The following is a 23,244-nucleotide window of genomic DNA, read 5'->3' as shown; positions in this document are numbered from 1 at the left end:
AATATCGATAAGTGCGGGATCAGCTGCCAGTAAATGTCCGATTTGTTCAAAGGTCTTTAGGTCATACCCTTGTGGTACGAACCATCAGTGGGTGATAAACATCCCCCAACTAATTGAAGTTTCACTTTATTCTACAAAACAACATAGGAGATGACATAAAATGGATAGTATGCTTAAAAGAAAATGGGTTGTCGTATGTATTGCTATTTTTTGTTCCATTTTATGGGGGAGTGCATTTCCAGTATTGAAAGTAAGCTATGAAGAATTACAAATGGCTAAAGATGACACAATTGCTAAGATTGTTTTTGCTGGAATGCGCTTTTTATTAGCAGGTCTAATTCTTTTAGTGGGATTAATTTTTTCTAATCCTAAGAAATTATTCGTTACGAAGCGACAGATTCTTTTTCTAGTAATCTTCGGAATTCTTCAAACTAGTTTACAGTATTTCTTTTTTTATAATGGGTTAGCAGAAGTTTCTGGTATGCAAGGAGCTATTTTACTATCAAGTGGTACTTTTTTTACGGTTGTCTTAGCCCATTTCTTTTATACAAATGACCGTATCAATTGGAAGAAAACAGTAGGGCTTATGGCAGGATTTGCAGGGATTATTGTTGCTAACTGGGGGGAAGAGCTTAAACTCACTTTTCAGGTAACGGGAGAGGGATATATGATACTGGCAGCTTTAACAAGCGCCATAGGGACGATTATGGCAAAGGAGCTTGCTATCGGTATCCATCCTTTTGCGTTAACTGGTTGGCAGTTAACGATAGGGGCAGGTCTTATGCTAGTGATTGGTATTCCGCAGTTGCAAGAAAATGCGATAACGTTTACACCACTTGGGTGGATGCTTTTTATTTACTCCGCACTGCTTTCTGCTGTCGCTTTTGGCCTCTGGTACTCTATTCTGAAATTTAATAAGGCTGGCGAGATAAGTATGTTTAAATTTATTACACCCGTTTCAGGAGCGATCTTGTCTGCGATGTTTATCCCTGGGGAGTCATTAAACATCTTTATCATGGGAGCATTGATACTTGTAGCTACTGGAATAATTGCAGTAAATTACAAAGGACAGAAAAGAAAAGTGGTAAACGTCTCTAAGGATAGCTAACTTTATATAGGAGGGGAAATAATGAGAATGTATAAAGAGTGGGAAGATATTACAATTACTGATCAAAATAGAATGAAACCGCGAGCTTTTTTTTATTCTTATCCAAATAAACAGACAGCTATAGATGGAGACCCAGAGTATACGCATCATTTTAAAAGCTTAAATGGGTTATGGGACTTTCTTTTTCTATCTGCCCCTGAATACTCACCAGTAGGCTTTGAGCAAATTAATCATGATCGGAGCAGTTGGGATTCTATACAGGTTCCAAGCAATTGGCAAATGGAAGGTTATGGTAAGATGCATTACTCTGATGTGTGGTATCATTTTCCCATTCGCCCGCCGTATGTACCATCTGATAATCCGACTGGTATTTATCATCGGAAATTTTCAATTGATACAACTTGGTTAAAAGATGATGTGATTTTGCGCTTTCATGGAGTTGATTCAGCCTTTCATATTTGGATAAATGGGGAGATGGTAGGCTATAGTAAAGGTGCTCGTATGACATCAGAGTTTACGATTACTCCTTATGTGATGGACGGAAAAAATGAAATAACAGTCCGTGTATACCAATGGTCTGATGGTACGTATTTAGAAGATCAGGATATGTGGTGGTTAAGTGGAATCTTTAGAGATGTTGAACTATATACGCAACCTAAATCAGGAATAGAGGATTTTAAAGTAGAAACTAACGTAAAAGATCAATTTTCCAAGGGAGAATTATTAGTGAGTGGAAGTATTCGTGGCTGGCAAGAAAATATTCGCATACAATATGAACTAGTAAATGACCAGCAGGAAACGGTTGCTTTAGGAAATCAATGTATTGGTGAAAGATTTATAATTAAGGAAATAATTCCTCAACCTGAGCTGTGGAGTGCAGAATCTCCCTACTTATATACGTTACACTTAACGGTTCTACTGGATGATCAAGTGATCGAGGTAATCCCACAGCAAATTGGATTTCGACACATTGAAATCAAAGGAAAAACGTTTACGGTAAATGGTGTAGCAATTAAGCTAAAGGGAGTAAACCGTCATGATTTCCATCCAGCTACCGGTAGAGTGGTCTCAAAAGAGGATATGCTACAAGATATTCTCCTAATGAAGCAACATAATATCAATGCGATTCGTACAGCACATTATCCAAACCACCCATATCTATATACATTATGTGATACGTATGGGATCTATGTAGTTGATGAAGCAGATCTCGAGTGTCATGGTTTTGAATTAACGAATAATTTTAATTGGATCTCTGATAATCCATTATGGGAAGATATGTATGTAGATAGATTAATACGAATGGTGCATAGAGATAAGAACCATCCATCGATAATCATGTGGTCATTAGGTAATGAATCAGGATTCGGTCATAATTTTAAAGTAATGGCCAAACACTGTAAAGATATAGATGCAACGCGTTTAGTCCATTATGAAGGTGATAGCAAAGCAGAAGTAACGGATGTATATTCTACCATGTATACATGGCTTGAAAATCCACCAGAAGGAAGAAAAACCATGCAAGCTATTGCTGAAACAACTAAAAAACCACATATCCATTGTGAATACGGTCATGCGATGGGTAATGGTCCTGGAGGATTGAAAGAGTATCAGGAGCTTATAAATAAATATGAGCATCTACAAGGTGGGTTTATTTGGGAATGGTATGATCATGGGATTGAAACGGTCGATGAAAACGGTAGCAAATATTACCGGTATGGTGGAGATTTTGGAGATGATCCAACGAATGGGAACTTTTGCATCGATGGTCTATTAATGCCTGATCGTACACCTTCTCCAGCATTAGTAGAGTATAAAAAAATAATTGAGCCTATAGATACGTCTGCTGTTGAACTGAATCAAGGTAGGATAAAAGTAGAGAACAGGTACGACTTTATATCATTAAACCATGTCACATTACATTATGCGATTCAGCGGGATGGAGAAGCACTGCATGCTAGGACTTGTGCATTACCTCCTATTCCAGCAAGAACAGCGGAGGAAATTATACTAGATCTTGATTTTAACTTTTATAAAGAACCTGGTACGGAATATTACCTAACATTATCATATCTGACCAACCGAGATTTCACTTGGAGTGCAAAGGGGCATGAGCTTGCAACTGCCCAATTTAAGCTGCCAATTACAGTAGAAAAAACAAAGCCTATTTTGCCAAAGGGTGCTTTAACGTTAAAGGAAACGCAGCACACAATAGAAATTATTAATAGTGAGGTTGAGATCATTTTTGATAAAGTGAATGGTCAAATGATTTCATGGAAGAAAAATGGCCTTGCTGTTGTTGAAAAAGGTCCTAAATTACAGTTTTGGCGGGCTCCTATCGATAATGATATGCATATATTAAAGGACTACAAAGAAAAATATTTTATGCATTTATGGCATGAGGTAGTGGAGGAAGTTCAATATAAACGTACTGACAATACAATAATTATTACTGTTAAAACAGTAAATGGGACAACGAATTCTGCTTGGTATTATGAATGCATGTATCAATATCACATTTATCCTAATGGAGATATGTTGTTTCAGGTTTCAGGTACGCCTAGTGGAATAATCGAAAACGCACCAAAAATGATACCTAGAATTGGTGTAGAAATGCGGCTTAATAAAGATTGTGATACTACTCGTTGGTATGGAAGAGGTCCTGGTGAGTCATATAGTGACTCTAAACAAGCCAATCAAATAGGAGTATACGAACGTTCGGTTAGTAAATTATTTACTAATTATGTTTATCCACAGGAGAATGGAAATCGAACAGATACACGATGGGTGCGTTTTGTCGATCATGACGGTGTCGCTATCATGGCAGTAGGTACGCAGTCGACCTTTGATTTTAATGCGAGTTATTATGAGATAAACGATTTAGAACATGCTAATCATACGATTGATTTAGAGAAGAGGCCATACATTGTGCTTCACTTAGATCATAAGCAAAATGGGTTAGGTTCTAATTCCTGTGGGCAAAATCAGTTAGAAAAATATCGTTGTAAATTTGAATCTTTTTCGTTTGAGCTAAAACTATCTGTGTATTCAACAAAGGAAATTAGTGATATAACGAAAGCGAAGGAACAGCTTGAGGTATAATAAAAAAATTGTTCAAAAGCAATTCATGGCTGGCAGTAAGTCCCCAGCTTCAAGGGATAAAGTGAAGCCACTATGGATAAGAGGGGGATCAACTGCCAGTAAATGTCCGTAACTTCGTGGGGGGTAAACACACCCCACACGGATGGAAGTTTCACTTTATCAATAGTTGCTCCATGATACAATAGAGACAACGTTATTATTATTCGGAGGATGCTATGCAACGAGGTACATTTAAACTGATGAAATCAGTAAACAAGTCAATCATTTTAAATAAAATAAGGAAATTTGAGCCAATCTCTAGGGCGCAGATTGCCAAGGATACGAAACTAACTCCACCAACTGTCAGTAGTATTGTAAAGGAGTTAATTGATCAGCAAATTGTATTGGAAAGTAATCGTGGTCAGTCCATGGGTGGCAGGAAACCGACGATGCTTCATATTAATAAAACAGCTTTTTATATTTTAGGTGTTGATGCAGGACCAGAACAGATAGAATGCATTGTTGCAGACCTTGCTGGTAGAATTCAAGCAAGGCATTCGTATACACTTGATTTACCTGTAACTAATGATGCTTTTCTCTCTTATTTAAAGGAATGCATTCATCAAGTACTTCGTCAAACGAATAAGGATATAGAGGAAATTATGGGGATTGGAGTAGCGATGCACGGGGTGGTAAACGTTGAAACAGGAACCTCGTTATTCGCTCCAAACCTTAATCTAACACATATACCAATAAAGGAAATGCTTGAGCAAGAGTTCCATGTCATGGTTAAAGTGGAAAATGACGCACGTGCAATGGCCTTAGGTGAGGCATGGTTTGGAGGTCACGGTGATTTAGACAGTATGGTTGCTGTTAATTTGGGAAGAGGTGTAGGTGCAGGCATCGTAACGGAAGGGAAGTTATTCCACGGTGCACAGGATATTGCCGGAGAAATTGGTCATATGACCATTGATATTAATGGTGATATTTGCGAGTGCGGTAATCGTGGTTGCTTGCAAACATTTGCCACTGGTCCTGCTATTGCTGAACGTGCACATAGAAGGCTAAGCCAGAATGGTCAGTCAGCCTCGTTTAAATTGACTGGAGAAAGTGTTTTTGAACTGGCTAAGGCTGGAAATCAAATTTATATAGATGTTTTAAAAGAAACTGGTGATTGCATCGGTGTCGGTTTAACCAATTTAATTCATATGATTAACCCAGAGAAAATTATATTAGGTGGTGGGGTGATGAATAGTGCATCCTTTATCTTACCTGCTATCCATGAGAGGATAAAACGCTGTGCACTAACCCAAGATGCTAAAGAAACAAAGGTAGCTGTAACAAAGCTAGGAAGTGATGCGACGATTTTAGGGGCTGTATCATTGCTACTCACCGAAATATTTGACCCAGTAATATGATGAATCGTTTATCCCAAAGAGAAACAAATATGGATAAGAGGTGGTATCAACTGCTAGTAAATGTCCGATTGGTTCGGGCCTACATGGAAGTAGGTCACAAAGGCGTTGCCACAGGACGTGGCGATTTAAGCCTTTGTACGTATTTGTTTCAGTAAAAGCTGGATGGAAGTTTCACTTTATCCCGCATATAACTGGCAGTAAGATCCCACTTCAAGCAATAAAGAAAAGCCAATATGGATAAGAGGTGGTATCAACTACCAGTAAATGTCCGATTGGTTCGGGCCTACATGGAAGTAGGTCACAAAGGCGTTGCCACAGGACGTGGCGATTTAAGCCTTTGTACGTATTTGTTTCAGTAAAAGTTGGATGGAAGTTTCACTTTATCCCGCATATAACTGGCAGTAAGATCCCACTTCAAGCAATAAAGAGAAGCCAATATGGATAAGAGGTGGTATCAACTACCAGTAAATGTCCGATTGGTTCGGGCCTACATGGAAGTAGGTCACAAAGGCGTTGCCACAGGACGTGGCGATTTAAGCCTTTGTACGTATTTGTTTCAGTAAAAGCTGGATGGAAGTTTCACTTTATCCCGCATATAACTGTTTCACTTTATCAAACTGTTCATTTTTAACAACACCATTGAATGATTGTAATCAAAAGGGCAACCTTGTGAGCTGCGGCCTCATAGGGTTGCTCTTTTCGTAGTCTAGAAAATTAAAAATTCGTCCATGTGGATAAATATGGGCGTGTTGAGCCGTGTACAGCTCCAGCGTCCAGAAACTAGGCGATTTCACGAATTGTCCTACGATAAGTATTATCGGCTGAAAAGCTCCTTTATCTCCGTTGACTGGCTACAGTCGCTAGTGACGAGCGTTTTCTTATGTTTCTCCTCCTTTTACTAGAATCGGAAATAAGAAGAAGGTATTCAGTCTATAATTTTTCAAAAATTATAGACATTCAAAATTCGCTATGCTAGTATTAAAAACAATTAGTAAATATTTAATAATTAATTTACTAAAATTTAGGAATTTAGGAATGTAGACATGAGGTGACAAACGTTGGGTTTCTCAATAGGAGTTGATATTGGAGGTACAAAAATTGCTGCTGTGATTGTGGATGAACAGGGTGTTATTTTGTATCGATCAAAAGTGAGTAGTAATACGAATAATTCGGAAAGTATGTTTAAACAAGTAGTTACTTGTATTGATCAGGTGTTAAAAAAAGCAAATCTATCTATCTCACAAATTAAAGCAATGGGAGTAGGGGTTCCAGGGAAGGTAGATCGTTTAAACGGGATAGCTGTTTACCAAAATAATTTACCTTGGATTGATTTTCCATTAGTTAATAGACTTAGAGAGGCATTCTCTATTCATCATATTGTTATCGATAACGATGTTTACATGGCAGCCTATGCGGAGTGGAAGAAGTTAAATGTAGCACCGAATTCCACTTGTGTGTATGTAACGATCAGTACTGGAATTTCATGCTCTATTATCCAAAATGGATCCTTTTTGAGAGGAGAAGGATTTGCTGGAGAAATTGGCTTGTGTCCTATTACAGGTGTTGATGGACAACTAACCACTTTAGAAAATGCAGCATCTGGGCCTGCTATATATAAGCTTGCTAGAGAGAGAATGGGGAATTCCATTACATCAACACAAGACTTTTTTCAGGCGTATATTGCTGGGGATAAGTTAGCTAGCGATGTTATGGATGAGGTTATTCCTGCGATTTCTCAAGGTATTTATTCGATTATTAGTTTATTAGATCCACATCAAATTGTACTTGGTGGGGGAGTTATAAATCATCATCCATTTCTACTAGATTTAATTAAACAAAATATTGGTCCGTTTTTAATCTCTGAGCAAAAAGAAGCGCTTGGGCGAATTACCGGGAGCAAATTAAAGGGAGATTCAGGTGTGATTGGCGCTGCACTTTGCAGTTGGGAGAATGTAATGTGCAGTAATACAACTCCTGAACAAAATTTCACTTTTTAAAGACCTAACATTTAGTAGGAGGTGGAAAAGCAAGCGAAGCTAGGTCTTTTACAAATTGCTATAGGAAGGTGACAAGATGAAAAAATTTTATGTAGTATTGATTATTTTTCTCGTATTTACGTTAGGGGCATGTTCCTCGAATGATGAGGGTGCTAGCGCTGATGGGAAAGCAACAATTAAATATGCATACTGGGATAAGAATCAAGAGGATATGTTAAAGGATATTGTGAAAGCGTTTAACAAAGATTATCCGAATATTCAGGTGAAATTGGAATTAACTCCATATGATCAATATTTTACAAAATTAGATGCTGCTGCAACAGGTGGAAGCTTACCGGATGTTTTTTGGATGAATGGGCCGAACTTTGTAAAATATGCTTCCAATGAGATGCTTGAACCGATAAATAATCGTATCAAGGATGATGAGCTAGATTTGTCTCCATATCCTAAAGGACTGCTAGGTCTATATCAATATGAGGATAAGACCTATGCGCTACCTAAAGACTATGACACTGTTGGATTATGGTATAATAAAAAACTTTTTGATGAAGCAGGGATTGATTATCCGAATGAGGCATGGAAATGGGATGATCTCGTGGAAGCTGCCAAAGCACTAACAAACCCAGATAAAGATATCTATGGCATTGCCGCCTTTATTCAAGATGCGCAAGCTAGTTATTTTAATACTATTCTAGCAAATGGTGGTTATATTATTTCTGAAGATAAGACAGAATCGGGTTTCGATGATCCAAATACGATAGATGGTATTCAAAAATATTATGATTTAATTCACAAACATAAGGTTTCACCGACACATGCCCAAATGGAAACAACAGATGCAACAAGTATGTTTGAATCAGGAAAGGTTGCGATGATGTTTCAAGCTTCGTATATGATTCCACAATTTAAAGCAAATGAATATACGAACGAGCATGCTGATGTAGCCCTTTTACCAGAAATGCAAAAGCGCTCAAATGTAATCCATGGATTAGGAAACGTCATAGCTAAGAACTCAGAAAACAAAGATGCAGCTTGGAAGTTTGTAACGTTCCTAAGTTCAGAGAAAGCCGCTGTTATGCAAGCGGAATCAGGAATTATTCCTGCATATGAAGGCACACAAGATGCTTGGACAAAATCGACCCCTAATTTTAATTTACAAGTATTTTTAGATATGGCTGAGGTCGCAGAACCTTACCCTGTGTCCAAGGATACTTCCAAATGGTCCACAATTATACAGGATAATCTAGCTAAGGCTTGGTCTGGTCAAATAACTGTAGAAGAAGCAAGTGAAAAAATAGATAAACAGATGGAAGAAGTTCTAGCAAGTGAGTAATATATTAAGCTCAGTACATCGAGGTGATTATATATGAAGGATACTAAGGTAGCGACACGCCAGATGTCGACACTAAAAAAGAATGATATTTTCTGGGGTTATTTATTTATTGCACCAACATTATTGGGCTTACTAATCTTTTATATTTTCCCTGTCTTTCAAACATTCTATTATAGCTTCAATGATTGGGGAGATTTTGGTAATTACAGCTGGTCAGGCTTACAAAATTATAAAGACATGTTCGATGATCCGCAAATATGGTATTCATTTAGAAATACGCTTGTTTATGCGTTTGTAATGGTTCCATTTAGTATTGCTATTTCGATCGTAATAGCTGTATTGCTAAATCAAAAGATAAAGGGTCTTACTATATATCGTACATTGTTTTTTCTTCCGGTTGTCACAATGCCAGCAGCAATAGGGATGATTTGGAAATGGTTATATAATGCAGACTATGGAATTATTAATCATATGCTTGAATGGTTTTCTATTGACGGTCCTAGCTGGCTCACGGATCCTAATTGGGTTTTAATATCCATCATTATAGTAGGAACCTGGAGCGCGATAGGAACAAATATGGTTATCTTATTATCTGGATTACAAGGAATACCAAAGTCTCTATATGAAGCAGCGTCTTTAGACGGGGCTAGTCCTATATACTCATTCTTTAAGATTACGTTGCCTTTACTTTCACCAACGATCTTTTTTGTTGCTGTTATTTCATTTATTTCTGCTTTTCAAGTATTCGATTTTATATTTATGATGGTCAGCCCAACCAATCCAGCAATTGACAGTGCTCAATCCGTTATTTACTTGTTCTATCATTATGCATTTGTTATTGGAGAGAAAGGTATTGCAGCGGCAATTGCTTTTGTGTTGTTTATTATCATTCTCGTATTAACAATCATTCAATTTAGATTACAAAAACGCTGGGTTCATTATGAGTAGAAAGAAGGTGTTTGTATGGAAAATGTCAGTAAATCTCGGAAACTAGTCATCCACTTATTATTACTATGTGGTGCAATATTAATGATTGGTCCGTTTTTATGGATGATATTAACCTCATTGAAAACAGTTGGGGAAGCAGCGCAAATTCCGCCAAAAATATTTCCAGAAGTCTTTCAGTGGAGCAATTATAAAGAGATATTTGACTCATTTCCTTTTGCTGGATTCTATTGGAATACTTTTATTACAACTATTATTAAAACGATTGGACAGTTATTCTTATGTTCTTTAGCAGCATACGCATTTGCGCGTATTAAGTTCCCAGGAAGAAATTTCTTTTTTATTTTATATTTGTCTGTATTAATGATACCTCCACAGGCTTTTTTAATACCACAGTACCAAATTATAGCTAATCTAGATTTGTTAAACACATTAACAGCCCTCGTTCTTCCAGGATTATTTAGTGCTTTTGGAACGTTTTTATTACGGCAATTTTTTATGACAATGCCAGATGAATTAGAAGAGGCTGCGAAGATAGATGGCTGTAATCATTTCCAAATCTATTGGAGGATTATGTTACCATTAGCTAAACCAGGGTTAATTGCTCTTGCTATCTTTACGATACTCTGGTCATGGAATGATTTTCTATGGCCGTTAATTGTTAATAGCTCTCCTGATAAGATGCCTTTATCAGCAGGGTTAGCTTCATTACAAGGGCAATATAGTACGAATTATCCCGTATTAATGGCTGGAACGTTTTTAGCATCTTGGCCGTTAATCATCATCTTTATGTTATTCCAAAAGGCATTTGTTGAAGGTATCGCTCTATCAGGGCGAAAAGGGTAATGTTATCTTAAATAATCGAAATCATTTGTAGGAGGAGAGGGGCGATCACAGTGCGAAAAATAAAAGCGGTTCTAATTGGGGCAGGAGATAGAGGAGCTAAAGCATATGCTCCTTATGCAATAAATTATCCGCATGAATTAGATATTGTCGCAGTCGCTGAGTTAAACAAAGATAAAAGAAAATCTATTGCCGATACGCATCATATTTCGGAAGATAAGTGCTTCTCTTCGTGGGAAGAATTACTTGAAGCAAATATAGAAGCAGATGTTGCCTTCATATGTACACTGGATCGACAACATTTTAAACCGACGATAAAGGCGATTGAAAAAGGATACCATATTTTATTGGAGAAGCCGATGTCTCCAGATCCTGCAGAGTGTATTGAAATGGAAAGAAAAGCGAGACAGCATAATAGGTTGCTGACAATTTGCCATGTACTTAGATACACAAATTTTTGGTCAACGATAAAGCGAGTGATTGATGAAGGAACGATTGGAGATATTGCTTCTATTCAATTGAATGAGAATGTAGAAATTATGCATATGTCTCATAGTTTTGTTAGAGGAAATTGGAATAATAGTAACCATTCTAGCCCAATGATTTTGCAAAAGTCTTGTCATGATATGGATATATTAATGTACTTAATGGATCAGCCATGTAAGCATATAAGCTCTTTCGGTTCACTCATGCATTTTCATGAAGGAAATAAACCACATGGAGCTCCAGAAAGATGCTTGGACGGTTGTCCGGTTGAGAATGAATGTCCCTTCCATGCTGGAAATTATTACTTAGGTGAAGGAAAGGGCTGGGCGAAGAAATTTACGACGGACCATACTCGAGAAGGAATTATACGTGCATTGGAAACAACTCCTTATGGGAAATGTGTGTATCAATCTGACAATAATGTGGTGGATCATCAAGTTGTTAATTTAGAATTCGTAAATGGAGCCACAGCTACGTTTAGTATGTCTGCTTTTACAAGAGAGCAAACTAGAATTGTGCAAATTATGGGAACGAAAGGTGAAATTAGAGGGAAGATGGATGAAAATAAGATTTCAATTTATGACTTTTTGTCCAAACATGAAACAGTTATTCATTTAAGCAAGCCTGTAAGTGGTCACGGTGGTGGTGATGAAGGAATCGTGCGTGATTTCCTTCGAGAAGTAAGAAGCTTTGATGGAGAAATCAATATAAGCAAGACCTCTGCAACGAAATCATTGGAGAGTCATCTCATTGCTTTTGCCGCTGAGGCGTCTAGACTTGAAAATGGTAAAGTCATTCTACTGGAGCATTTTCTGAAAGAGAATAGGAAACCTAGTTTATCACAGTGAGCAACCTGTAAGCCTACCACCTTCGCTATAAACCAAAGTAGAATTAAAAGAAGTTGAAGTGGGTGATGCAGCTAGGATTAGTGGGGATGAAGAACATCTCCCTTTTTCTTTATCCTACATATAACTGGCAGTAATACCCGTACGCAAGATACCACTATGGGGAAGTAGGGGATCGCCTGCCAGTAAATGTCCGATTGATTCAAAGCTTTAGGTCATAGCCGTGTGGTACGAACCATCCGTGAGGGATAAAACAAACCTCCTACTGTTTCACTTTATATGCGAATGAACAGACTGGTGCCTTCTTAAATCGAAAAATAAATGGTTAATATATGGCAGAAATCTTTCTGTCATTTTTCTTTGTAAGTTAAGAAAGTATAAAATCAGTGCAATGACTGCGTTAAGCCAAGTAGTTATTTTGAAATGTTTGATGTATATTGGCAATGCTCCGACTAATTACTTCGCTTTCGGCGGGCACGGCCTCAACTAACTTTGCAAAGAAGAACACGTTGCAAAGTGGATTTTCGGCTCGCGCTAATCCCACAGGAGTCTACGTAATTAGTCTTCGCTATGAGAAGGTGCAACAATTCTTGTCATAAGTAATAGGTTGACTTTTTTTACAATGGGTAAAGTGAAAATCGCTATCCGTGAGTATAAAAGCAGCTGTGTTACTTCATGCTAGCGTTGTAGAGCCTGATGATAGCGAAGGGCGGCCACTTCAACTCCTGTGGGAAATGTTTGACCTGAAGATCCACTTTTTTGAGCGGGTTTTGCTAAAAAAGTTAGCTGAAGGACAAACCCCACGGAAAGGGAAGTGGGCAGCCGGAGTGGTGGTCAAGCAGTAGCTATTATTCCATAATAGCTACTAGGGGGAGCGTAAATCGGAGCATGTTTTGATAAGGACTGAGCGAATTTTGCTCCGTTTTTCTTACAGAAAACAGACGCTAGTATTGGGAAATGGTAAAATAGTTACTAGTAGATTAGGGATTTAGGAGTGATGTTGTTGGCAACGATTAAGGATATAGCACAAAAAGCTGGTGTGTCACCGGCAACTGTTTCACGTGTACTTAATTATGATGCAAGCTTATCGGTGGCAGATGAAACAAAGAAAAAAATTTTTGAAGCAGCTGAAGAACTGTCTTACCGAAAGAAAACATCAAAAAAGTACCATGGTACGAATATAGCTATTGTACATTGGTATACAGAAAAAGAAGAGCTGAGTGATCTGTATTATCTATCAATTCGCCTTGGTATTGAAGAACGATGCAAAGCGTTGAATATAAATTCTCAAGTATATTTTTTTAATAGTATAGATGAAATTTCTAGTGAAGGCATTGATGGAATAATTGCCGTAGGTAAATTTAGTAATGGACAGGTTAAGGAATTAACCGCTATTAACCCACATGTGGTATTTGTTGATTATAGCCCAGATGAAGATAAATATGATGCGATTGTCATTGATTTTGAAAAGGCGACAAGAACGGTTATTGACTATTTTATTCAAACAAATCATCAGTCGATTGGGTTTATTGGTGGTAGGGAGTTGTTAAAGGGAGAGGTTGAAGAGCTTATTGACCTGCGAGAAAAAACCTTCGAATCATATATGAAAGAAAAAGCATTATATAATGAGCGGTTTATGTATGTAGGGTCGTTTTCGGTGGACGATGGTTATCAGCTAATGAAACAAGCAATCGAAGAATTAGGTGATGATTTGCCAACTGCATTTTTTACGAGTAGTGATGTCATGGCAATTGGCAGCTTACGTGCGCTTCATGAAGCCAACCTTCCCGTTCCTGATCGAGTTAGTGTAATTGGTTTGAATGATATGTCTGTATCTAAGTATGTGTATCCTTCTTTGAGCACGATTAAAGTATATACAGAAATTATGGGAGAAACAGCTGTGGATACGTTGGTTGAGCGATTGGCAGGAAGGAAAATAGCAAAGAAAATATTTATTGCAACAAAGCTTGTTATTCGTAAAAGTGTGCGATCTTAGACATAATTGAAGCACTAAGTTAATAATAATTGAAATTAAAGCCTTTACATTTTTGTAAGGATTTTATATACTAAAGGCAACTGGTAATAACCACTTTAAGTAAGGGAGGTGGAAGTCCGAATTGGATAAAAGTAGTAAGGTACCTTTGTATTTACAATTAATGGAAGAATTAATTAAGAAGATAGACAATCAAGTATATCAAGAACATGAAAAGCTACCTTCTGAGCGCGAATTATGTGATATGTATGATTTGAGTAGGATAACCGTCAGGCAGGCGCTACAGGAATTAGAGAGGGAAGGCTATATTTATAAGCTTCATGGAAAAGGTACCTTCGTTTCTGCAACATCTTATAACCAAGATTTAGTAAAGCTCTATAGCTTTACAGAAGAAATGCAAAAGATGGGTAAGGTTCCCATGACACAAGTATTGTCCTTTGAAGAAATTGCGGTGGAAGAAAGACTAGCAACAAAAATGGATATCAAACCGTACGATGAAGTTTTTCAAATTATTCGATTACGACTTGCCGATAATGAGCCATTAATGTATGAAACATCCTATTTGCCAAAGAAACGATTTCCTAATCTAACAAAAGCACAGTTAATAGAAAGACCAATGTATGATGTGTTTTACCAAGAATATCAAGTAGTAGTAACGAAAGCACTTGAGCGCTTCTCTGCTGCTAGCCTTCGAGAGACAGAGGCACGTTATTTAGGAATACCCTCTCAGCAGCCAGCAATGCTAATCAAACGATTTGCCTATCATCAGGATCAGTTAATTGAATATACTGTTAGTGTGGCTAGAGGAGATAAGTTTGATTATACGGTAGAATTGACTTAGATTGTACTCTATTAAGTATTAAATGAAATCTTAATAGAGTATTCTAATAGAACAACTGGTTATGACAACATAACCACAAGTAGATTTGGAGGATATTAGATGTTTAATTTAACAGAGCATGAACTGCAGAATAAGATGGCAGGTTTTACCGCGCAGGAAATCAACCAGCAGCCTGAAGTTTGGAAAGAGACAGTTACAACACTTTTTGAAAATAAAGAATCAATGAGAGGTTTTATTGAATCTATTTTTTCAAAGCATGATCATGTAAGAGTACTATTAACAGGGGCTGGTACCTCAGCCTTTGCAGGGGATATCCTTGTTCCAGAGCTACAAAAGCAGTATCAAGGGAATGTACAATTTGAAGCAATTGCCACAACGGATATTGTCTCTAATCCTTCTCATTATCTGTTCAAGGATATTCCAACGATCTTGGTGTCATTTGCAAGATCAGGAAATAGCCCAGAAAGTGTAGCAGCCGTACAATTAGCAGGATCGATTATTAGTGACTTTTATCAGGTCGTTATTACCTGTAATCCGCATGGCGAATTGGCAAAAAGCACGGAACAAGATGCGAATAGCTTAACAATCCTTACACCAGAACAAGCTCATGATCAAGGATTTGCTATGACTAGTAGTTTCACAAGTATGATGCTAGCTTGCTATGGATTATTTACGGTGTATCCGTTTACTGGTGATAATGTTTCTAAAGTAATTGCTAATGGTGGGAAACTAGTCAACCAACTTACGCCTATTGTCGAGGACATTTTACAATTCGATATAAAACGTATCGTTTATTTAGGATCTGGATTGCTCAGTCAATTATCTCATGAAGCAGCACTTAAAATGCTAGAACTAACGGCAGGTAAGGTGGTTGCTGTACATGAATCGTCATTAGGTTTTCGCCATGGTCCAAAATCAATTTTAAATGACGACACCATTGTTGTCCTTTTCATGTCACAGAATCCACATACGAGAAGATATGACCTAGATATGCTAAAAGAATTGTCCGGAGAAGATTCTAAAATGAAAATTGTCGCTGTTACAGAAAAAACAGATTCCGAGATAGAGGAATATGCTGACTGGGTGATTCCGGTAAATAGTGATAGTGAACAACTTACGAATGATTTTTATTTAGGTCTACTCTATATTATGTTTGCTCAAGTACTTGCTCTGAAAATGTCTATTAAGCTTGGTATTACTCCAGATAATCCGAGTCCTGATGGAAGAGTAAATCGAGTCGTGCAAGGAGTAACCATATACGAATACAACAATGCGTAACATAGGAGCCTAATTAGGTTCCTAAATAACAAATTTGATAGCACTTACATGAAGTGATTTATATAAATGAAGGGATGAATAATATGACAACACCGAACATTTTATTAACACGTATTGATAATCGCCTAATCCATGGCCAAGTAGGGGTCACATGGGTAAATCACTTAGGAGCCAATCTTGTCGTAGTTGCAAATGACAAGGTTTCAGAAGATGAGGTACAGCAAAGCTTAATGGATATGGTGCTTCCTGATGTCATTCAAGCGCGGTATTTTTCTTTGAAAAAAACGATCGATGTGATTCATAAGGCTTCTCCAAAACAAAAGATTTTTCTAGTCGTAAAAGATGTTCAAGACGCACTTGCCTTAAAGGAAGGTGGCGTTCCAATTGATCATATTAATGTCGGAAATATGCATTATGAGGAAGGAAAAAAACAAATTTCATCAACTGTTTCGGTAGATGACGAAGACATTCAAGCTTTTAAGAAACTCGATAAATTAGGAGTAAACCTTGATCTACGTGGCGTACCAAATGAAAAAGGACAAAATATTCTTGAGTTAATTTAAACGTAGATGGCAACACATTATTTGTGTAGGAGGAGGAATTGAGTATGTTAATGGAAGCTATACTAATTGCCTTATGGGCCGGAATCATCGGGATAGATTTATATAATGGATTAACACATATTCACCGTCCAGTTGTTACCGGTCTTGTTGTAGGTTTGATTTTAGGAGATGTAACTACTGGTTTAATCGTTGGAGGTACACTCGAGTTAATTTGGATGGGGATGGTACCACTTGCAGGTGCCCAACCTCCTAACGTTGTAATTGGTGGTGTTATTGGAACTGCTTTTGGCGTCATAGCAGGGCAAGATCCAAAGGTTGCGGTAGGAGTTGCTATACCTTTTGCCGTTGCTGTACAGGGATTAATTACACTATTCTTCACGGTTTTTGCTCCGGTCATGCATAAGGCTGACCAATATGCATTAGAAGCAAATGCTAAAGGAATAGAACGGATCAACTATATGGGACTAGGGATTCTATTTGTTTTTAATGCAGTAATTGCCTTTCTTCCCATCTATTTTGGAGCTGAACGAGCGGCTGCGTTTGTTGAAACAGTCCCGCAGTGGATTATTGATGGTTTATCTGTTGCAGGGGGGATTATGCCTGCAATTGGCTTTGCCATGCTACTTCGTATCATGATAAAAGTGGAGTATATTATGTTCTTCATTGTAGGCTTTATTTTAGCCGCATATCTAGAGCTTCCGATCTTAGCCATTGCATTAATTGGTTTAGCAATAGCTCTGTATGATTTCTATCAAAATAAGAACAAGCAAGGTCCTACACCGAAAGAGGAGGAGATAGCTGATGGTATCTAATAGTTATCAATATGAAGATACGGCTTCCGCACAGGACTTACAACCGAAGCAACTTCGACATCTAGCTTGGCGGTCATTGCTTTTACAGGCATCGTTTAATTATGAACGGATGCAGGCAGCTGGGTGGCTGTATTCCATATTGCCTGGATTAAAAGTGATTCATAAGAATAAAAAAGATCTAAGTAAATCGATGAAGGATCATATGGAATTCTTCAATACGCATCCTTTTCTAGTTACATTTATTATGGGTGTCATTCTAGCAATGGAGCAAAAGAAGGAAGATAGAGATGCAATTCGTGGTATTAAAGTAGCTACAATGGGACCTTTAGGTGGAATAGGCGATGCCTTGTTTTATCTAACCCTATTACCAATCACTGCTAGTATTGGAGCTTCTTTAGCAGTAAACGGGAATATTCTTGGTCCATTTGTATTTTTGATCATGTTCAATGTTATTCACTTCGGAGTCCGTTTTGGGTTAATGAGTTATGGATATAAAACTGGAGTGAAGGCAATCAGTAAGTTGAAAGAAGGCACAAAGCATGTATCCCGTGCCGCATCTATTGTGGGGTTAACAGTAGTTGGCGGGCTAATAGCCACTTATGTTTCTTTCAAAATTGATTATACGTGGACACAGGGTGAATCAGAATTAAATGTACAAACAGATATTTTAGATCAAATCATGCCAGCAATGCTTCCTTTAGCCTATACCTTACTTGTATATTGGCTACTAAAAAAAGGTCGTTCACCAATTGTGTTAATTGGCCTTACTGTATTCGTTGGTCTTGTAGGTTCATTCTTTGGAATTATGTAAAGTAAATTATATTTTATCCCACATATAACTGGAGTAAGCCCCCACTATGGGTAGACGTGGGATCGACTGCCAGTAAATGTCCGATTGGTTCAAAGACCTTTAGGTCATACCCTTGTGGTACGAACAATCCGTGGGGGAAAAACAAAACCCCTAAGGTTTGAAGTTCACCTTATCCTAGTTTTATATCGAGAAAGGATGTTTGAGATGATTGGAATTGTCGTTACAGGCCATGGATCATTCCCAAATGGGATTTATGAATCTGTTCGGCTAATCGCAGGAGATGTAGAAAAATTAGAGGTCGTTCCCTTTGAAGAGGATCAAGATAAATTAGAAGAAGCACTCCTTAAAGCGATTGAAGTAGTTGATGAAGGGGAAGGCGTAGTCTGCTTTGCTGATTTAGCAGGGGGTACACCTTTTAATGTAAGCTCGCGAATCGCATCAACTAGAGATCAAGTGCATGTAATTGGTGGAACGAATTCACCAATGCTATTAAGTGGCTTGTTTCAAAGGAAGCAACCGATAGATAGCTTTGTAACTAGTATCATTTCAGAGGGAAAGGAAAGCATTAAAGCCTTTGAAGTAAAGAAGAAGAGAGCTGTCAATGAATCGGATGGTATTTAAAATAAGATGCTGCAGTAATGGGTAGCGGTAGTAGACAAAATTAATTCACGAACAGTATTACTCATTAGATAAGGGAAGTGTACAGGATGCACTATTTTATAAAAGCAGATCGGTTTATATTGGAAAATCATATAGCAGAAGCTGGCTATCTTTCCGTCGAAAATGGACGATTTGGTCATCTGACCAAAACGGTACCTGATTCTGCTGAAGTAATTGACTGGAGTGGTTATATGATTGCTCCAGGTCTAGTGGATACGCATATTCATGGTATAAATGGCTACGACATCATGGATGGCACGAAGGAAGCAGTTCGCCATATTTCAGGAGCCTTGTTAACACTAGGTGTTACAAGATTCTTGCCAACAACGTTAACATCCTCACGCTCTGATCTTGACAAGGCCATTCAAGCTGTTACAGAAGCTGTGGAAGAAGGCTTGCCAGGAGCATTGTCCGAAGGAATTTATTTAGAAGGACCGTTTTTTACGGAAGCGTATAAAGGAGCACAGAATCCAAAGTACTTTCAAGATCCTGACATTGGATTATTTGAGAAATGGCAATCACTTGCTAAGGGAAACATTGTAAAAATTGCCCTTGCTCCGGAACGCGAGTATGCTATGGAATTTATTAAAACAATGGATGATAAAGGTGTCTTAGTAAGTATCGGGCACACAAATGCTAGTTATGGTTGCTGTCAAGAAGCGATAGCAGCTGGAGCGCAAAACTTTGTTCATTTATTTAATGGTATGTCGGGGCTTCATCACCGAAATCCTGGGGTTGCTGGTGCTGCATTAACAGATACCAATGTTTATGCTGAACTCATTTGTGATGGTTACCATGTTCACCCTGATGTAGCGACTCTTGCACTAAAGGTAAAAAATGAAAAGCTGATGCTGATTACGGATTGCATGCGAGCAGGAATGATGCCTGATGGACATTATCATTTGGGAGAGTTTCCTGTCGTTATGCAAAATGGTGTAGCTCGCACAGAAGAGGGGTCATTGGCTGGAAGCACGTTAAGATTAATTGACGGTGTTAAAAATCTTCATAACTGGTCCGATCAAGCATTATTTGATATATGGCATTTGGCTAGTTTAACCCCTGCCAAGAGTTTAGGGCGCGCAGAAGAGATAGGAAGTATACATCCGGGAAAGCTGGCCGATTATGTGGTTTTGGATGACGAGTTGTCGGTTCAAGCAACAGCAATTAATGGGAACATAAAATATCGAAAAATGACAACAGGAAATGAGGAGGAGTAATATGGGATACGTGCAAAATACAGAAGATATGCTAAGAAAAGCTAGAAGAGAAGGTTATGCGGTACCTGCTTTTAATATTCATAACCTAGAAACGATACAAACTGTAGTAGAAACGGCACAAGAATTAAAATCTCCAGTTATATTAGCTGCTACTCCAGGAACGATGAACTATGCAGGACGCGCTTATATTCAAGCAATTGCTGAAGTAGCAGCAAAGCAAAATGATATACCTATTGCCTTACATCTTGATCATCATGAAACCTATGAATCTATCGTTGAATCACTAGAGTTAGGGACAAAATCAGTTATGATTGATGGGTCACATCATACCTTTAAGGAAAATATTGCGATCTCGAAACAAGTTGTTGATACGGCACATGCCTATGGTGCTACAGTCGAGGCAGAACTAGGGAAATTAGTAGGGCAAGAGGATGATTTAGTTGTGGAAGCAAAGGATGCCGCTTATACCGATCCAGATACAGTAGCTGAATTTGTTGAAGAAACAGGTGTTGACTCATTGGCTGTAGCTATTGGTACGGGACATGGTTTATATGAGACAGAGCCTGATTTAGATTTTGAACGGTTAGAAAAGATTAAGAATTTAATTTCTATACCGATTGTTTTACATGGTGCTTCAGGGATTTCGAAGGAAGATGTTCAGAAATGTATTTCTTTAGGTTGTGCGAAAGTCAATATTTCAACTGAATTAAAAATTCCTTTCTCTACTGGATTACGAGCACACCTCATGGAACATCCAAATGAAACGGATCCAAGAAAATATATGGGTCCTGCCAAAGCTAGGATGAAGGAAGCAGTTAAAGAAAAAATAGCAATTTGTATGAGTGCAGGAAAGGCATAAAACTCACAATATATAGAAGCGGTATTTTCTGCATATACAATAAGTATGAGGAAAAGGAAGTGGAGAAGTGATATTAACCATTACCTTAAATCCATCCGTAGATATTCGATATAGCATCTCAAGCTTCCAGGAGAATGCCATTAATAGAGTGACAGATGTCTCTAAGACGGCAGGAGGAAAAGGTTTGAATGTAACTCGAGTGTTACATCAACTTGAGGAGAATGTAGCAGCTTCAGGCTTTCTAGGTGGAAGCTTAGGTAGCTTTATTAGTACTGAATTACAAAAATATGGTATTGACAATTATTTTACGCCTATTAAGGGAGAAACGCGTAATTGTATTGCTATCATTCATAACGGTAAGCAAACGGAGATTTTAGAAAGTGGGCCAGAAATCAGTGAAAATGAAGCAGCATCTTTTCTAAGGGAGTTCGAAAAAAATGTTCTTCAGGCGGAAGTAGTTACTATTTCTGGAAGTCTCCCCACAGGGTTAGACAGAACCTATTATAATCAGATGCTAGAAATTGCCGAAAAAGCTGGAACTCCTGTTTTACTAGATACTAAGGGTGAACTACTTGCTGAAGCATTACAGCATGATGTGAAGCCATTTTTAATTAAACCAAACCAATACGAGCTTGGTGATTTAATCGGTTCGGAAATTCTTCACGTAGATGAAATGAAGCAAGCTCTACAGTTGCCATTATTTAACGATATATCTTGGGTGGTTATAACGTTAGGAGAGACTGGTGCAGTGGTAAAACACGAAAACAATTTTTACCACGTCACAACTCCAAAAATAAATGCAGTTAATCCAGTAGGATCTGGGGATTCTGTTATCGCTGGTTTTGCTGCCGGGTTGGAAAGGAAGCTTCAAGAAACCGAATTAATTCGATTTGGTATAACCATGGGTGTTTTAAATGCAATGGAAGAAAAGACAGGGTCAATCGATCTAACGAAAATGGACTGGTGTATCCAGCAAATAAAAATTGATGTTTTGTAGTGCTTTTTGCTGAAAGACAGCTTCTACCAGTAATTTTCAGAGGCAAACAGTAACAAAATAAAGCTCCTTCACCTCGTTTACTTTAGCTAGGTGAAGGAGCTTTACGTTCTAAAAAGCAGGATTTACACTGAAAAGTCTTATTAAGATGATAAGTAGTTGAAGTACATTTTGTGGATGTAGGCATATGATGATTATGGATATTATAATGTTTGAAAGGATTGAAATGTTATGTATTATATGCCTCAAGCTTATCCATATTTTCATTACAATAATGTAGGCACAGCTATGTACGATTCTAATAATCAGTCAAGAAATACAGAGGAAAATTATCAAAGCCTTTGTGAATCTATACTTGAAGAAGTAAAACGAGTGGCTTGTGTAACTACGTTATATCAGGAGTTAGCAAATGTAGCACCAAATGAGGAACATGCCGATAACATTCGACATGCCCTAGCAGGAAAGAAAGACCATTTGGCACATGTTACAAATCTTTATATTCAATTAACAGGGGCAGAGCCTGACTATCAGGTAAATGACATCACTTTTGAAAGTTATCAGCAAGGTTTACAGAGAGCTTATGAGTTAGAAGTCGAAGGATACCAGGCCTATCAGAAAGGCTATTTCCTTACACAGCAGGATCCACAAATACGAAATATCTTTTTGGCTGCGCTAAACGGAGATCAAGTCAATGTCTCTAATGTTGAGCAAATACAAAATGGGAATTTTCGACGGCCAATGGATTATGGAGGAGAGCCGTTTGTCATTGATATAGAGGAAGCTACGAAGCAAAACAACACCTTTCGTACCGCTATTTGGACGGGGGACCATTTACAAGTAACGCTTATGAGTATTGATGTTGGAGAATCTATTGGCTTAGAAGTTCACCCATCGACAGATCAATTTTTGCGTATTGAAGAGGGAGAAGGATTTGTGCAAATGGGAGATCGTAAAGACCAACTTACTTTTGAAGCAAATGTAAATGATGACGATGCCATCATGGTTCCTGCTGGTAAATGGCATAATATAACCAATGTAGGAACCGATCCTTTAAAATTATACTCCATTTATGCACCACCTGAGCACCCTTTTGGAACTGTCCATAAAACAAAAGCGGAGGCAATGGCTGCTGAAAAGTACTAAAAATTTTGATCATAAAA

General features: G+C 37.9%; 23 protein-coding genes. All 23 read left to right on the top strand.

Translation table 11 applies throughout. The features are described 5' to 3' along the window. Window positions 1-160: 160 nt before the first annotated feature. The 23 genes from D9782_RS01170 (at window position 161) to D9782_RS01075 (ending at window position 23,227) form a co-directional block, all read left to right on the top strand. Window positions 161-1,108, top strand: a complete 948-nt coding sequence (locus tag D9782_RS01170) for a DMT family transporter (protein WP_121603849.1) — start codon at window positions 161-163, stop codon at window positions 1,106-1,108. Between the two features lie 21 nt (window positions 1,109-1,129). Continuing rightward, a complete protein-coding gene (gene ebgA, locus D9782_RS01165) occupies window positions 1,130-4,210 on the top strand; it encodes a beta-galactosidase subunit alpha (RefSeq protein WP_121603848.1) in 3,081 nt (1,026 codons plus the stop codon). A 215-nt stretch (window positions 4,211-4,425) separates the two neighbouring features. Then, window positions 4,426-5,607: an ROK family transcriptional regulator gene (locus D9782_RS01160; protein WP_026682522.1), complete on the top strand. Its 1,182-nt coding sequence runs from the start codon at window positions 4,426-4,428 to the stop codon at window positions 5,605-5,607. 29 nt (window positions 5,608-5,636) lie between these two features. After that, entirely contained in the window at window positions 5,637-5,762 is a 126-nt protein-coding gene (locus D9782_RS23730) for a hypothetical protein (protein WP_256365763.1), read from the top strand. Between the two features lie 78 nt (window positions 5,763-5,840). Then, entirely contained in the window at window positions 5,841-5,966 is a 126-nt protein-coding gene (locus D9782_RS23725; protein WP_256365762.1) for a hypothetical protein, read from the top strand. Between the two features lie 78 nt (window positions 5,967-6,044). Next, window positions 6,045-6,170 (top strand): hypothetical protein, encoded by a 126-nt coding sequence (locus tag D9782_RS23720; RefSeq protein ID WP_256365762.1) that lies wholly within the window; start codon window positions 6,045-6,047, stop codon window positions 6,168-6,170. 495 nt (window positions 6,171-6,665) lie between these two features. Then, window positions 6,666-7,604, top strand: a complete 939-nt coding sequence (locus D9782_RS01155) for an ROK family protein (protein WP_051388219.1) — start codon at window positions 6,666-6,668, stop codon at window positions 7,602-7,604. 76 nt (window positions 7,605-7,680) lie between these two features. Then, a complete protein-coding gene (locus D9782_RS01150; RefSeq protein WP_026679629.1) occupies window positions 7,681-8,937 on the top strand; it encodes an ABC transporter substrate-binding protein in 1,257 nt (418 codons plus the stop codon). A 33-nt stretch (window positions 8,938-8,970) separates the two neighbouring features. Further along, entirely contained in the window at window positions 8,971-9,885 is a 915-nt protein-coding gene (locus D9782_RS01145) for a carbohydrate ABC transporter permease (protein WP_026679628.1), read from the top strand. A gap of 15 nt (window positions 9,886-9,900) precedes the next feature. After that, window positions 9,901-10,728, top strand: a complete 828-nt coding sequence (locus D9782_RS01140) for a carbohydrate ABC transporter permease (protein ID WP_026679627.1) — start codon at window positions 9,901-9,903, stop codon at window positions 10,726-10,728. A gap of 50 nt (window positions 10,729-10,778) precedes the next feature. Beyond that, on the top strand, window positions 10,779-12,059 hold the full coding sequence (locus tag D9782_RS01135) for a Gfo/Idh/MocA family protein (RefSeq protein WP_026679626.1): 1,281 nt from the start codon (window positions 10,779-10,781) through the stop codon (window positions 12,057-12,059). Between the two features lie 644 nt (window positions 12,060-12,703). Continuing rightward, window positions 12,704-12,901, top strand: coding sequence for a hypothetical protein (locus D9782_RS01130; protein ID WP_121603847.1), 198 nt, complete (start codon window positions 12,704-12,706; stop codon window positions 12,899-12,901). Window positions 12,902-13,059: 158 nt separating this feature from the next. Next, complete coding sequence (locus D9782_RS01125) at window positions 13,060-14,052, top strand: LacI family DNA-binding transcriptional regulator (protein WP_026682295.1); 993 nt, start codon at window positions 13,060-13,062, stop codon at window positions 14,050-14,052. Between the two features lie 121 nt (window positions 14,053-14,173). Beyond that, window positions 14,174-14,890: a GntR family transcriptional regulator gene (locus tag D9782_RS01120; RefSeq protein WP_026682296.1), complete on the top strand. Its 717-nt coding sequence runs from the start codon at window positions 14,174-14,176 to the stop codon at window positions 14,888-14,890. 99 nt (window positions 14,891-14,989) lie between these two features. After that, complete coding sequence (locus D9782_RS01115; RefSeq protein ID WP_121603846.1) at window positions 14,990-16,168, top strand: SIS domain-containing protein; 1,179 nt, start codon at window positions 14,990-14,992, stop codon at window positions 16,166-16,168. An 83-nt stretch (window positions 16,169-16,251) separates the two neighbouring features. After that, the gene (gene agaV / locus D9782_RS01110) at window positions 16,252-16,731 is read left to right on the top strand and encodes a PTS N-acetylgalactosamine transporter subunit IIB (protein WP_026682298.1); all 480 of its coding nucleotides are present in this window, start codon (window positions 16,252-16,254) and stop codon (window positions 16,729-16,731) included. 44 nt (window positions 16,732-16,775) lie between these two features. Beyond that, window positions 16,776-17,543 carry a PTS N-acetylgalactosamine transporter subunit IIC gene (gene agaW, locus D9782_RS01105; protein ID WP_026682299.1) on the top strand — a complete coding sequence of 256 codons (768 nt, stop codon included), beginning with the start codon at window positions 16,776-16,778 and terminating at the stop codon, window positions 17,541-17,543. Beyond that, window positions 17,533-18,354 (top strand): PTS system mannose/fructose/sorbose family transporter subunit IID, encoded by an 822-nt coding sequence (locus D9782_RS01100; RefSeq protein ID WP_026682300.1) that lies wholly within the window; start codon window positions 17,533-17,535, stop codon window positions 18,352-18,354. The genes agaW and D9782_RS01100 overlap by 11 nt, the downstream gene beginning before the upstream one ends. A gap of 204 nt (window positions 18,355-18,558) precedes the next feature. Beyond that, window positions 18,559-18,975 carry a PTS sugar transporter subunit IIA gene (locus D9782_RS01095; protein WP_162986308.1) on the top strand — a complete coding sequence of 139 codons (417 nt, stop codon included), beginning with the start codon at window positions 18,559-18,561 and terminating at the stop codon, window positions 18,973-18,975. Between the two features lie 86 nt (window positions 18,976-19,061). Continuing rightward, window positions 19,062-20,231 carry an N-acetylglucosamine-6-phosphate deacetylase gene (gene nagA / locus D9782_RS01090; protein WP_026682302.1) on the top strand — a complete coding sequence of 390 codons (1,170 nt, stop codon included), beginning with the start codon at window positions 19,062-19,064 and terminating at the stop codon, window positions 20,229-20,231. A 1-nt stretch (window position 20,232) separates the two neighbouring features. Beyond that, window positions 20,233-21,090, top strand: a complete 858-nt coding sequence (locus D9782_RS01085) for a tagatose-bisphosphate aldolase subunit GatY (RefSeq protein WP_026682303.1) — start codon at window positions 20,233-20,235, stop codon at window positions 21,088-21,090. A 67-nt stretch (window positions 21,091-21,157) separates the two neighbouring features. Continuing rightward, window positions 21,158-22,087, top strand: a complete 930-nt coding sequence (locus D9782_RS01080) for a hexose kinase (RefSeq protein WP_026682304.1) — start codon at window positions 21,158-21,160, stop codon at window positions 22,085-22,087. 228 nt (window positions 22,088-22,315) lie between these two features. Then, the gene (locus D9782_RS01075; RefSeq protein ID WP_026682305.1) at window positions 22,316-23,227 is read left to right on the top strand and encodes a cupin domain-containing protein; all 912 of its coding nucleotides are present in this window, start codon (window positions 22,316-22,318) and stop codon (window positions 23,225-23,227) included. Window positions 23,228-23,244 lie beyond the last annotated feature (17 nt).

This window comes from Virgibacillus sp. Bac332, from assembly GCF_003667785.1.
In the GTDB taxonomy this organism is placed as follows: domain Bacteria; phylum Bacillota; class Bacilli; order Bacillales; family Amphibacillaceae; genus Virgibacillus; species Virgibacillus salarius.
This window is presented reverse-complemented; position numbering and strand designations above follow the sequence as displayed.

What these genes read in the sequence shown, in the direction of transcription:
- D9782_RS01145 (WP_026679628.1), top strand. Translation starts at nt 8,971, where the DNA reads ATGAAGGATACTAAGGTAGCGACACGCCAGATGTCGACACTAAAAAAG.
- D9782_RS01150 (WP_026679629.1), top strand. Translation starts at nt 7,681, where the DNA reads ATGAAAAAATTTTATGTAGTATTGATTATTTTTCTCGTATTTACGTTA.
- agaV (WP_026682298.1), top strand. Translation starts at nt 16,252, where the DNA reads ATGACAACACCGAACATTTTATTAACACGTATTGATAATCGCCTAATC.
- agaW (WP_026682299.1), top strand. Translation starts at nt 16,776, where the DNA reads ATGTTAATGGAAGCTATACTAATTGCCTTATGGGCCGGAATCATCGGG.
- ebgA (WP_121603848.1), top strand. Translation starts at nt 1,130, where the DNA reads ATGAGAATGTATAAAGAGTGGGAAGATATTACAATTACTGATCAAAAT.
- D9782_RS01170 (WP_121603849.1), top strand. Translation starts at nt 161, where the DNA reads ATGGATAGTATGCTTAAAAGAAAATGGGTTGTCGTATGTATTGCTATT.
- nagA (WP_026682302.1), top strand. Translation starts at nt 19,062, where the DNA reads ATGCACTATTTTATAAAAGCAGATCGGTTTATATTGGAAAATCATATA.
- D9782_RS23725 (WP_256365762.1), top strand. Translation starts at nt 5,841, where the DNA reads ATGGATAAGAGGTGGTATCAACTACCAGTAAATGTCCGATTGGTTCGG.
- D9782_RS01100 (WP_026682300.1), top strand. Translation starts at nt 17,533, where the DNA reads ATGGTATCTAATAGTTATCAATATGAAGATACGGCTTCCGCACAGGAC.
- D9782_RS01140 (WP_026679627.1), top strand. Translation starts at nt 9,901, where the DNA reads ATGGAAAATGTCAGTAAATCTCGGAAACTAGTCATCCACTTATTATTA.
- D9782_RS01075 (WP_026682305.1), top strand. Translation starts at nt 22,316, where the DNA reads ATGTATTATATGCCTCAAGCTTATCCATATTTTCATTACAATAATGTA.
- D9782_RS01085 (WP_026682303.1), top strand. Translation starts at nt 20,233, where the DNA reads ATGGGATACGTGCAAAATACAGAAGATATGCTAAGAAAAGCTAGAAGA.
- D9782_RS01160 (WP_026682522.1), top strand. Translation starts at nt 4,426, where the DNA reads ATGCAACGAGGTACATTTAAACTGATGAAATCAGTAAACAAGTCAATC.
- D9782_RS01095 (WP_162986308.1), top strand. Translation starts at nt 18,559, where the DNA reads ATGATTGGAATTGTCGTTACAGGCCATGGATCATTCCCAAATGGGATT.
- D9782_RS23720 (WP_256365762.1), top strand. Translation starts at nt 6,045, where the DNA reads ATGGATAAGAGGTGGTATCAACTACCAGTAAATGTCCGATTGGTTCGG.
- D9782_RS23730 (WP_256365763.1), top strand. Translation starts at nt 5,637, where the DNA reads ATGGATAAGAGGTGGTATCAACTGCTAGTAAATGTCCGATTGGTTCGG.
- D9782_RS01115 (WP_121603846.1), top strand. Translation starts at nt 14,990, where the DNA reads ATGTTTAATTTAACAGAGCATGAACTGCAGAATAAGATGGCAGGTTTT.